At 75.8% G+C, this 10,471-nt stretch carries 10 protein-coding genes; 2 read left to right on the top strand and 8 right to left on the bottom strand.

The genetic code is table 11. From position 1 onward, the window contains the following. Window positions 1-19 precede the first annotated feature (19 nt). The gene (coaD, locus tag FLM69_RS06475; RefSeq protein ID WP_036338106.1) at window positions 20-493 is read right to left on the bottom strand and encodes a pantetheine-phosphate adenylyltransferase; all 474 of its coding nucleotides are present in this window, start codon (window positions 491-493) and stop codon (window positions 20-22) included. 132 nt (window positions 494-625) lie between these two features. On the opposite strand from coaD, the gene FLM69_RS06470 reads away from it, so the two are divergent. Continuing rightward, entirely contained in the window at window positions 626-1,879 is a 1,254-nt protein-coding gene (locus FLM69_RS06470; protein WP_141843534.1) for an aminotransferase class I/II-fold pyridoxal phosphate-dependent enzyme, read from the top strand. Window positions 1,880-2,116: 237 nt separating this feature from the next. On the opposite strand, the gene rsmD is transcribed toward FLM69_RS06470, so the two are convergent. Genes rsmD through FLM69_RS06450 form a run of 4 tightly spaced genes read right to left on the bottom strand, consistent with a single transcriptional unit; the run spans window position 2,117 to window position 7,027 of the window. Further along, complete coding sequence (rsmD, locus tag FLM69_RS06465; RefSeq protein WP_141843533.1) at window positions 2,117-2,680, bottom strand: 16S rRNA (guanine(966)-N(2))-methyltransferase RsmD; 564 nt, start codon at window positions 2,678-2,680, stop codon at window positions 2,117-2,119. 3 nt (window positions 2,681-2,683) lie between these two features. Further along, the gene (locus tag FLM69_RS06460) at window positions 2,684-4,876 is read right to left on the bottom strand and encodes an ATP-dependent DNA helicase RecG (protein ID WP_141843531.1); all 2,193 of its coding nucleotides are present in this window, start codon (window positions 4,874-4,876) and stop codon (window positions 2,684-2,686) included. Beyond that, on the bottom strand, window positions 4,866-5,906 hold the full coding sequence (locus FLM69_RS06455; protein WP_061867858.1) for a DAK2 domain-containing protein: 1,041 nt from the start codon (window positions 5,904-5,906) through the stop codon (window positions 4,866-4,868). The genes FLM69_RS06460 and FLM69_RS06455 overlap by 11 nt, the downstream gene beginning before the upstream one ends. Further along, window positions 5,903-7,027: an LCP family protein gene (locus FLM69_RS06450; protein WP_061867859.1), complete on the bottom strand. Its 1,125-nt coding sequence runs from the start codon at window positions 7,025-7,027 to the stop codon at window positions 5,903-5,905. The genes FLM69_RS06455 and FLM69_RS06450 overlap by 4 nt, the downstream gene beginning before the upstream one ends. An 89-nt stretch (window positions 7,028-7,116) precedes the next feature. Here FLM69_RS06450 and FLM69_RS06445 point away from each other — a divergent pair, with 89 nt between their 5' ends. Continuing rightward, the gene (locus FLM69_RS06445) at window positions 7,117-7,596 is read left to right on the top strand and encodes a DUF3515 family protein (RefSeq protein ID WP_036382062.1); all 480 of its coding nucleotides are present in this window, start codon (window positions 7,117-7,119) and stop codon (window positions 7,594-7,596) included. A 28-nt stretch (window positions 7,597-7,624) separates the two neighbouring features. Here the strand turns inward: FLM69_RS06445 and FLM69_RS06440 are convergent, their stop codons facing one another. Genes FLM69_RS06440 through FLM69_RS06430 form a run of 3 tightly spaced genes read right to left on the bottom strand, consistent with a single transcriptional unit; the run spans window position 7,625 to window position 10,469 of the window. Further along, window positions 7,625-8,764 carry a D-alanine--D-alanine ligase family protein gene (locus FLM69_RS06440; protein WP_141843530.1) on the bottom strand — a complete coding sequence of 380 codons (1,140 nt, stop codon included), beginning with the start codon at window positions 8,762-8,764 and terminating at the stop codon, window positions 7,625-7,627. Then, the gene (locus tag FLM69_RS06435) at window positions 8,761-9,798 is read right to left on the bottom strand and encodes an NAD(P)H-dependent glycerol-3-phosphate dehydrogenase (protein ID WP_141843528.1); all 1,038 of its coding nucleotides are present in this window, start codon (window positions 9,796-9,798) and stop codon (window positions 8,761-8,763) included. The genes FLM69_RS06440 and FLM69_RS06435 overlap by 4 nt, the downstream gene beginning before the upstream one ends. Next, on the bottom strand, window positions 9,795-10,469 hold the full coding sequence (locus tag FLM69_RS06430) for a 1-acyl-sn-glycerol-3-phosphate acyltransferase (RefSeq protein WP_141843527.1): 675 nt from the start codon (window positions 10,467-10,469) through the stop codon (window positions 9,795-9,797). The genes FLM69_RS06435 and FLM69_RS06430 overlap by 4 nt, the downstream gene beginning before the upstream one ends. Between the last annotated feature and the right edge of the window lie 2 nt (window positions 10,470-10,471).

Below are 10,471 nucleotides of genomic sequence, written 5' to 3'. Positions count from 1 at the left end.
ATGTGTAGAAGGGGCGGGGTCAGGCCCCGCCGTCGAGGCCGCGCAGGACCGCGGCCGGGACGAACTCGGCGACGTCGCCGCCGAGTCCGTGGACCTCCTTGATGAGCGAGGAGGACACGTGGGTGTACCGGGCGTCGGCCGGGAGGTAGACCGTCTCGACCCCGGTCAGGTGGCGGTTCATCGCGGCCATCGGGGCCTCGAACTCGAGGTCGGCGCCGCCGCGCAGCCCCTTGACGATCGCGTCCGCGCCGATCTGCCGGCAGAACTCGGCCAGCAGGCCCGGGCCCATGGGCCGGACCGCGACACCGGCGAGGGACGACACCGTCGCCTCGATCATGGCGATGCGCTCGTCCACGCTGAAGCGGTACGTCTTGGCCGGGTTGGAGGACACGGCGACCACCACCTCCTCGAAGAGGTTCGCGGCTCGCGCGATCACCTCGACGTGCCCCTTGTGGAGGGGATCGAACGAACCAGGGCAGACGGCACGACGCATGGGTGCCAGCCTAGCGGGGGCCGCGCCGGGCGGCGACGGACGCCCGTCCGGTCCGGCCCCGGCGCGTCGCGGTCCTGCCGGGCGCGGCGTGCGCCGCCGTGTGCGGTCCGCGGCGATGGGTACAGTGCGGCCATGGACGGAACCCAGCCCACCCCCGGGGCAGCACCGCACGACGTCGACATGGACGCGCCGTGGCGTCGCACGGCGGCGGCCGCGGGCCTGCTCGGTGACGCCGGCCCCGTGCCCACCGTGTTCGAGACGATGACGGGCCTCGCCGTCGAGCACGGGGCCGTGAACCTCGGCCAGGGCTTCCCCGACGCCGACGGCCCCGACGCGCTGCTGCGGCTGGCGGCCGACGCCGTGCTGGCGGGCCCCAACCAGTACGCCCCCGGCACGGGCGACCCCGCGCTGCGGCGGGCCGTTGCAGAGCACCGCCGGCGCCACTGGGGCGTGACGGAGGACCCCGCCACGCAGGTCATGATCACCACGGGCGCGACCGAGGGCATCGCCGCGACGGTCCTGGCGTTCGTGCGCCCGGGCGACGAGGTCGTCACGGTCGAGCCGTTCTACGACTCGCACGCCGCCACGATCGCCCTGGCCGGCGCCCGGCACGTGAGCGTGCCGGTGGAGGCGCCGGACTTCCTTCCGGACCCGGCGCGGGTGGCCGCGGCGATGACCGACCGCACGCGCCTGCTCATCGTGAACACGCCGCACAACCCCACGGGCGCGGTCTATCCGCGGGAGCTGCTCGAGGAGCTCGTGGCCCTGTGCCGGTCCCGGGGCGTGCTGATCCTCTCGGACGAGGTCTACGACCACCTCGTCTACGAGGGCGAGCACGTCAGCCTGCGCTCGGTCGCGGGCGCCGAGGACATCGCCCTGACGGTCTCCAGCGCGGGCAAGGCGTTCGCGGTCACCGGCTGGAAGGTCGGCTGGCTGACCGGCCCGGCCGAGCTCGTCGGGGCCGCGCGCGCCGTCAAGCAGTTCCTCACCTACTCCTCCGGCCCCGCCTTCCAGCGCGCGCTGGGTGCCTATCTGCCCACCGACGGCGCCGAACGGCACCTCGCCGGCCAGCGCGAGCGGTACCGCGACGCCCGGGATCGGCTCGTGGCGGGCCTGCGGGAGGCGGGCCTGGACCCGGTCGTCCCGGCGGCGGGCTACTTCGTCGTCGTGGACCTCGCCCCGTGGGGTGTGACGGACGCGGCCGAGGCCGCGGTGCGGTGGACGCGTGAGGCCGGCGTCACGGGCATCCCCGTGGGCGCGCTCTGCCGCCCGGACGGGGGCCACCTGCGGTCGTGGCTGCGGCTGGCGTTCTGCAAGTCTCCCGATGCGATCGACGAGGCGATGCGCCGCCTGGCCGAGGCGGCCCCGCGGCTGCGCACGCCCTGACCCCCGACGCTTTCGTTGACGAAACGGCGGCCCCCGGAGCACTTTCGTTCGGGAAACGGCGGTCCCCGGAGCATTTTCGTTCGGGAAACGGCGGCCGCCGTGCTCGCGGTTCCGTGCTGAGCCCAGTCCGTTCCGCCCTCCCGTCTCCCCGGTGAGAACGGGCCGAGATGCCGCCGTTTCCCGAACGAAAACGGGCCGACACGCCGCCGTTTCCCGAACGAAAGCGGGTGGGCGGGGTCAGCGCTCGTCCTGCCAGAGGTACAGGGCGGTCTCGCCGTAGACGCGCACCTCGACCTCCTCGAGGCCGCGCGGCCGGCGCGGCGCGGCGTCCCGGGCCGCCCGCTCGAGCACGAGCAGCCCGCCCGGGGCGAGCCGCCCGGCCGCCGCCTCCAGCACGGCCTCGAGCGGCGGGCCGGCCACCGGGTACGGCGGGTCGGCCAGGATCAGGTCCACGGGCGCGGCCTCCGCCGCGAGCGCCTGCTCCACGCTCCCGGCGCGCACGCGCACGACGTCGGCCCCGCGCGCCCGGTTGACCAGCGCGGCGTTCGCGCGGCACGCGGTCACGGCCTTCCGGTCCCGCTCGACCAGCAGCACCGATGCCGCTCCGCGGCTGGCGGCCTCGCACCCCAGGGCGCCGGAGCCGGCGTAGAGGTCGAGCACGGCCGTCCCGTCCAGCCAGTCGCGGGCCTCGAGCCAGGAGAACAGGGCCTCCTTGGTGCGGTCCGTGGTGGGGCGCGTGCCGGTGCCGGGGACGGCGGTCAGGGGACGCCCGGCGGCCGCGCCGGCGATGATGCGGGACATGGCTCAGCCCTTCTCGAGGTAGTCGGCGGCGGTGAGGTGCTCGGCCTCCCAGCGGGCCACCTCGGCGGCGAGCGCCGGGTGGGCGGAGAGCCCCGGGCCGGCCGCCATGACCTGCGCGACGGCGTCGGCGGCCACGGCGATCAGCGGGGCGTCGGCGATGACGTCCACGTGGTGCAGCCCCGAGGCCAGCCCGGACTGGGCGGCGCCGAGCACGTCGCCGACGCCGCGCTGGGCGAGGTCCTCCTGCGCGATGCGCATGCCGTCCTGCTCCTGCGCCAGGACCTCGAGCCGGCGCAGCGACGGGTGCCCGTCCGGCAGGCGCGTGGCCAGCAGGCAGACCGCCGCCCCGGGCCCGCGGCCCACGCGGCCGCGCAGCTGGTGCAGGGTGGACAGGCCGAAGTCGTCGGCGTCGAGGATCGCCATGATCGTCGCGTTGGGCACGTCCACGCCCACCTCCACGACGGTGGTCGCCACGAGCACGTCCGTCTCCCCGCGCGCGAAGGCCTGCATCGCCGCGTCCTGCTCGGCCTGGTCCATGCGCCCGTGCACGGCGTCGATCCGCAGCCCCGCCAGCGCCGGGAGACCCCGCAGCCGGGGTGTCATCTCCTCCACGTTGGCGTGGCCCGGGTCGGCGTCGTCGGGGTCGATGCGCGGGCACACCACGAACGCCTGGTGGCCGGCCGCCACGTGCTCGGCGATCAGCTCCCACACCCGGCCGATCACGCGCGGACCGTGGGCCATCCGCGCCACGTGCGTGGTGACCGGCTGACGCCCGGACGGCAGCCCCTCGAGCACCGACAGGTCCAGGTCCCCGAACACCGTCATCGCCACGGAGCGCGGGATGGGCGTGGCGGACATGACGAGCAGGTGCGTGCCGGGATTGGCCCGCCGCAGGGCCTCGCGCTGGTCCACGCCGAAGCGGTGCTGCTCGTCGACGACGGCCAGGGCCAGCTCGGCGAAGCCCACCTTCTCGGAGAGCAGCGCGTGCGTCCCGACGGCGATCCCGGCCTCGCCGGAGGCCAGGGCCAGCAGCGCCTCGCGGCGCGCGGCGGTCTTGAGCGAGCCGGTGACCAGCGCGACCCTCGTGGCCGGGCCGTCGCCGGCCCCGAGGGTGCCGGCCTCGGCGAGCGGGCCCATCAGGCGCAGCAGGGCACGGTGGTGCTGCGCGGCGAGCACCTCGGTGGGCGCCACCAGGGCGGCCTGGCCGCCGGCGTCCACGACCTGCAGCATCGCCCGCAGGGCCACGAGCGTCTTGCCCGCGCCCACGTCCCCCTGCAGCAGCCGGCTCATCGGGGCGTCCCGGGCCAGCTCGGCGGACAGCTGCTCCCCCACCGCCACCTGGCCGGGCGTGAGCGCGAACGGCAGGCGGGCGTCGAGGGCCTCGAGCAGGCCCCCGGGCCGCGGCGGGCGGGGCACGGCGGGCACCGCCCGCTCCCGGTCCCGGCGCCAGGCGAGCGCGGCCTGGACGAGCAGTGCCTCACGCAGGGCGAGCGCGGTCCGGGCCGGGCCGGTGGCGGCGACGTCGTGCGGGGCGTGCAGGTCCCGGTACGCCTGCGCGGTGCCCGGCAGCGGCGCGTCCAGGTCGAGCGCCGCGGCGGCCTCCGCGCGGATCCGCTCGGTGAGCAGCTCGGGGATCCGTCCCAGGTCGACGGTCTCGAGCACCCGGGCGACGGCGGAGCGGACCGTCCACGACGGCAGCTTCCCCGTGGCCCGGTAGAGCGGGACCGGTCGCACGTCCACCTCCCCCGGGGCGACGTCGTCGTCCAGGAGGGCGAAGTCCGGGTTGTTCAGCGTGATCCGGCCGCGGTACTCGGTCGTGCGGCCCTGGAACATGGCGGTCATCCCGGGGGCGAGGCGGCGGCGGGCGTCGTGGCCGTTGAAGAAGGCCATGGACAGGCTCGCCCCCGGCACGCCGGCCACGGACGGGTCCGCGACGGTGACGTCCACGATGAACCCGGGCCGGCTGTGCATGCGCCGCGTGGTCACCGACTCCACGACGGCGACGACGGTCACCTCGGCGTCGTAGGGCAGCGCGGCGATGGGGGTGAGCTCGCCGCGCTCGATCCAGCGGCGCGGCACGTGGTCCAGCAGGCCCCCGACCGTGGTCAGCCCGAGCTCCTTCTCGAGGCGGGCGGGCAGCTTCCCGCCCAGCACCTCGGACAGGGGCAGGTCGGTGACGGGGGCCTCAGCGGCCATGGCACCCGTCCGGTGCGGCGTCGTCGCCGTGCGACGGCCCGGCCAGGTCGGTGACGGTCAGGCCCTCGACGTCGCCGGCGGCCCGCAGGGGGCCGATCGCGTCCTCGGCGCGGGGCACGTGCACGTGGACCCGCCACGGGACCCGGCCCTGCCCGTCACGGGCGGTGCCGAGGGGGGCCAGGATCACGGCGTCCCCCACGTCGGCCAGCCGTCGGCGCAGCCCGGCCACGGCGAGCGGGGTGAGCGTCAGGGTGCCCATCACCTCGACGGCCCCCTCGATCGGCGCCTCCGCCTCGGCGGCGTGCTCGCCCTCCGCGGCCTGGGCGCCCTCGACGTAGCCGGGGAGGGCGGTGGCCAGCTCCTCGTCCACGGGCGTGCCCGTCACGACGGAGCGCAGCGCCTCGAACACCCAGAGCAGCCCGACGGCGCCGGCGTCCACGACGTGCGCCCGGGTCAGCGGGGCGAGCAACGACTCGGTCTCCTCCACGGCCTGCACGCAGTCGGCCAGCATGACGGTCACGGCCGGGCCGAGGCGCACGGCCGGGTCCGCGTCCCCGGCCACCGCGGGCGTGTCGGGAGCCTGGGTGGACGAGCGCGCAAGGCTGCGGGCGGCCGCGGAGAGCACCGTGAGGATCGTCCCCTCGCGCGGATCCGACAGGGCCTGCCGGGCGGCCCGGTCGGCGGCCCCGAATGCCGCCGCCAGGGCGAACGCGTCGACGCGCTCCCGGCCGCGCAGGGGCTCGGCCATCCCCGCCAGGCTGACCGCCAGCAGCATGCCCGAGTTGCCTCGGGCCGAGTCCAGCGCGGCCGCGCCCGCGTGCGCGAGCACGGCGCCGACGTCGTCCTGTGCGGGGCAGGCGTCGGCCGCGGCGCGGGCCGCCGTCAGCGTGGCGAGCATGTTCGTGCCCGTGTCCGCGTCCGGGACCGGGAAGAGGTTCAGGGCGTCGAGCCGCGGCGCGGCCCGGCCCACGAGCTCCTCCGCGAGCGCGAGCCAGTGCCGTACCAACGACGGCCGGGGCGGCGTGCTCACTGCGTGACGGCCTCCCCCAGGGTGCCGGTGCGGATGCCCTTGCCCAGGCGGGCGATCGCCTCCCAGTCCGGCCACACGACGTCCTCGCCGGTGTCCGTGTAGCCCACGCCCACGGACGGCACCGTGCTGGTCACGATCGGGGCGTCGCGCGCATCGCGCAGGGACCACGCCAGGTTCGCGAGGGTGCCGGAGTCGAGCTCGTCGTCGAGGGTCAGGAAGGGGGCGAACTCCTCGACGGCGGCCTGCACGCGGCTCGGGTCCGAGAGGGTGTCGCGGGAGAGGAACGCGGCCACGATGGCCTTGACCAGGCGCTGCTGGTTCTCCACACGGTCGAAGTCGCTGCGCGGCAGGTTGTACCGCTCCCGCGCGTAGGCCAGGGCCTTGTCCCCGTCCATCTGCACGGTGCCCGCGGGGAAGTCGATGCCGCCGGTCGAGACGAAGGCGCTGGGGTTGTCCACGCTGACGCCGCCCAGGGCGTCCACGAGGCCCTTGAAGCCGGCGAGGTCCACGGCGATCACGTGGTCCACGCGTGCCTGGAACATGTTCTCCGCGGTGGCCACCGTCAGCGGGATGCCGCCGTACTGGTAGGCGGCGTTGACCTTGTGGTCCCCGTGTCCCGGGATCGGCACCCACATGTCGCGCATGATGGACATGACCTGGATCTCGCTGCGGTCCCCGGGCACGTGGACCCACATGAGGGTGTCCGACCGGCCGGCGGAGTCACGGCCCTCCGCGCCCGCGTCCTCGCCGACGAGCAGCACGTCGAGGGCCTGCTCGTCCGCCTTCTCGTCCGCGTCCGGGGCGACGGGGCCCTGGGCGCCTTCGGCGGCCTGGTCCGCGTCCATGCCGGGCGGCGGCGCGGTGGGCTGCTGGGCGGACGCCCCCGCGGCGCCCGGGCGGCCCGACTCGGCGGGGAACGCGCCGCCGTCGAAGCGCTGGGTGTCCTGGTCGATGATCCGGGCGATCCCGCCGACGTACACCGCCGCCGCGATGCCCACGGCCAGCAGCGCCACGAGCACCACCGCCAGGGCGATCAGCCACGGGCGGCGACGACGACGGCGCCGCCCGACGGCGACGTCCTCCTGCGGGGGGCGGGGGCGGGGGTCCGCGGTGCTGCTCACGTGGGCTCCTGAGGCGGGGACGGGAACGGTCCCGTCCATGCTAGGGCACGGGCCCCCGCGGGTCCCGGCGGCGCACGTATCCTGGGCGGATGGAATCCCGCCGTCTGCGTCGTCTCGTGCCCCTCCTGACCGCGATCGCCCTCGGCGCCACGGCCTGTACCGGACGGGTGGCCACGGTGGAGGCCGCGCCCCACGCCGCTGACCCGGCGTGTGCCCCGGCCATGGTGGCCATGCCCGACGCCCTGGGCGACCTCGACCTACGCCCCACCGACAGCCAGGCGACGGCCGTGTGGGGTGACCCGGCCGCCGTCGTCCTGCGCTGCGGCGCCGAGGTCCCCGGCCCCACCACGGACCGCTGCATCTCCGTGGACGGGATCGACTGGGTCGTCCGGGACGAGGACGAGAACTGGCGGATCACCACCTACGGCCGTGACCCGGCCGTGGAGGTGCTGTTCGGCAAGGACCAGGCCAGCTCGGACACCGTGATGGTGGGCCTGTCCTCGGCGGTCGCGCAGATCGAGCCCAGCGGCGGCTGCGTCGGCGTGCAGGACGCCACACCCGTCGGCTGAGACCGACGCGGGCCGGCCGCGAGCCGCGTCAGTGCAGGCCGACGCCCCGCTCGAGGGCGAGGTCCAGCAGCTCCGAGATCAGATCGTCGTAGGACAGGCCCGTCCGCTCCCACATGGCCGGGTACATGCTGATGGGCGTGAAGCCCGGCATGGTGTTGATCTCGTTGACCACCCACCGCCCGTCCGGGGTGAAGAAGAAGTCGCAGCGGCCCAGGCCGGATCCGTCCACGGCCTCGAAGGCGCGGATCGCCAGGGCGCGCAGCCGCTCGATCTCCTCCTCCGGCAGCTCGGCCGGGCAGGACAGCTGGGTGGTGCCGGTGTCCTGGTACTTCGACTCGAAGTCGTAGAACTGCGTCTCGCCCTCGTCGTGGGCCACGACGATCTCCCCCGGCAGCGAGGCGCGCGGGGCGGCGGCGCCGTGCCCGTCGAGGACGGCGCACTCGATCTCGCGGCCGACGATGCCCGCCTCCACCACGACCTTGGGGTCGAAGCGACGGGCCTCCTCGACGGCGGCGCGCAGACCCGCGGGCTCGGTGACGCGGGTGATGCCGAAGGAGGAGCCGGCACGGGCGGGCTTGACGAACAGCGGGTAGGCGAGCGCCCCGGCGCGGGCGAGGGCCGCCTCCGGATCGCGTGCCCAGTCGCGGGCGGTGATGGTCTCCCACGGGCCGACCTCGAGGCCGGCGGCCTGGAAGGCGACCTTCATGAAGTGCTTGTCCATGCCGACCGCGGAGGCCAGCACGCCGCAGCCCACGTAGGGCAGACCCAGCGACTCGAACATGCCCTGGAGCGTGCCGTCCTCGCCCCAGGGGCCGTGCAGCAGCGGGAACACGACGTCCACCGGGCCCAGCGAGGAGCCGTCGGCCGCGGTCAGCTCGACGGTGCCGTCCGACAGGGCGCGCAGGCTCACCGGGGCCTCGGGCTCCGGCACCTCCGGCAGGGCGTCGCCGTCCAGGCGGAACGAGGCCACGTCCAGCTCGTCGTGCGACCACCGGCCGGAGCGGGCCACACCCACCGGCACGACGTCCCAGCGCTGACGGTCGGCCGCGTGCAGCACGCCCGCCGCGGTCACGCAGCTGATGGGGTGCTCGCTCGAGCGGCCGCCGAAGAGCAGGAGCACGCGGGGACGCGCGTCGGCGGCGGCCTCCGGGGCAGGGGTGGCGGTCATGCGGCGCGTCCTTCCGACTTCAGGTCACGGGCGAGCAGCAGCTCGGCGAGGCGGTCCACGGCCACGTCCCCGGCGACCACCCGGTCCATCAGCTCGCTGATGGGCATCTCCACACCGTGGGCGCGGGCGGCGTGCACGACGGCGGACACGGACTTGATGCCCTCGGCCGTCTGGCTCATCGCGGCCACCGCCTCCTCCGCGCTGAGGCCGGTGCCGATGTGGCGGCCGGCCGTGCGGTTGCGGGAGAGGGGCGAGGCGCACGTGGCCACGAGGTCGCCCAGGCCGGCGAGCCCGGCCATGGTGGCCGGGTCGCCGCCGAGCGCGACGGCCAGCCGGGTGGTCTCGGCCAGGCCCCGGGTGATGACGGAGGCCTTGGAGTTGTCCCCCAGCCCCTGCCCGTCGCAGATGCCCACGGCGAGCGCGATGACGTTCTTCACCACACCGCCGATCTCCACGCCCACGACGTCGGTGTTCGTGTAGGGCCGGAAGGTCCGGCCGGCCGTGAGGGCGGCGATGCGCTCCGCCGTCGCGCGCGAGGCCGAGGCGACCACCGTGGCGGTGGGCTCGCCGCGCGCGATCTCGAGGGCGAGGTTGGGTCCGGAGACCACCGCGAACCGGTCCGGGCTGAGGCCCAGCTCCTCCGCGCAGACCTGCGACATCCGCGCGTCGGTGCCGCGCTCGAGGCCCTTGACGAGGGAGACCACGACGGCGTCCGGGGCCAGGTCGGCGCGCACGGCGTGCAGGGTCTCGCGCACGTGCTGCGCGGGCACGGCCACCACCACGACGCCGGCGCCCCGGACCGCCTCGGCGGCGTCGGTGACGGCGCGCACGCAGGTGGGCAGCGTGATGCCGGGCAGGTACTCGGGGTTCTCGTGTCGCTCGGTGATGGCCTCGGCGACCTCGGCCCGCCGGGACCACATCACGATCTCGGACGCGCGGGCGGGCTCGGGGCTGGTGCTCAGGCCCAGGACGCGGGCGAAGGCCGACCCCCAGCTGCCGGCCCCGAGGACGGCGACGGTGCGCGGATCGCTCATGCCCCGGCCACCCGCGCTCCGGCCGTGGGATCCCAGCGGCCCTCCGGGGCCGGTTCTCCGCGCAGCTCGGCGACCAGGTCGGTGATCGCGCCCATCATGCGGCCGGTGCCCTCGCGCAGGGTCCCCGCCGTCACGGGGCGGTCCCGCAGGTCCGCGAGGTCGACGGGCGCGCCGACCCGGATCCGGGCGGTCTTGCGCGGGAGGACGCGGAGGGAGCGGCCGCCGTACGGCAGCAGCTCCTGGATGCCCCACTGACCGACGGGGATGAGCGGGGCGCCGGTCTGCAGGGCGAGGCGCACGGCCCCGTTGCGCCCGGCCATGGGCCAGCCGTCGGGATCGCGGGTGACGGTGCCCTCCGGGTAGACGATGATCGCCCGGCCCGTGGCGACGGCCTCGCGGGCGGCGGCGAGCGAGCGGCCGCCATCGCGGGTGCGCTCGACCGGGATCATGCGGGTGGCCTCGAGGACCTGCTTGAGCACGGGCACCTTCCAGAGCTCGGCCTTGGCGAGGAAGGTCGGCAGCAGGCCCTGGTTGTAGACCATGTGGGCCACGGAGAGCGGGTCCACCTCCGAGATGTGGTTGACGGCGAGGATCGCGCCGGTCTCGGGCAGGTGCTCGGTCCCCTCCCACACCTGGCGGACGATGGCCCGCATCGCCGGTCGCACGATCACCC

The sequence above is a fragment of the Micrococcus sp. R8502A1 genome, from assembly GCF_006704135.1.
GTDB lineage: Bacteria > Actinomycetota > Actinomycetes > Actinomycetales > Micrococcaceae > Micrococcus > Micrococcus luteus.
Note: the sequence above shows the minus strand (reverse complement) of the source record. Positions and strands in the feature narration are given on the sequence as shown.

What these genes read in the sequence shown, in the direction of transcription:
- rsmD (WP_141843533.1), bottom strand. Translation starts at nt 2,680, where the DNA reads ATGTCCCGCATCATCGCCGGCGCGGCCGCCGGGCGTCCCCTGACCGCC.
- FLM69_RS06435 (WP_141843528.1), bottom strand. Translation starts at nt 9,798, where the DNA reads ATGAGCGATCCGCGCACCGTCGCCGTCCTCGGGGCCGGCAGCTGGGGG.
- FLM69_RS06470 (WP_141843534.1), top strand. Translation starts at nt 626, where the DNA reads ATGGACGGAACCCAGCCCACCCCCGGGGCAGCACCGCACGACGTCGAC.
- FLM69_RS06440 (WP_141843530.1), bottom strand. Translation starts at nt 8,764, where the DNA reads ATGACCGCCACCCCTGCCCCGGAGGCCGCCGCCGACGCGCGTCCCCGC.
- coaD (WP_036338106.1), bottom strand. Translation starts at nt 493, where the DNA reads ATGCGTCGTGCCGTCTGCCCTGGTTCGTTCGATCCCCTCCACAAGGGG.
- FLM69_RS06445 (WP_036382062.1), top strand. Translation starts at nt 7,117, where the DNA reads ATGGAATCCCGCCGTCTGCGTCGTCTCGTGCCCCTCCTGACCGCGATC.
- FLM69_RS06460 (WP_141843531.1), bottom strand. Translation starts at nt 4,876, where the DNA reads ATGGCCGCTGAGGCCCCCGTCACCGACCTGCCCCTGTCCGAGGTGCTG.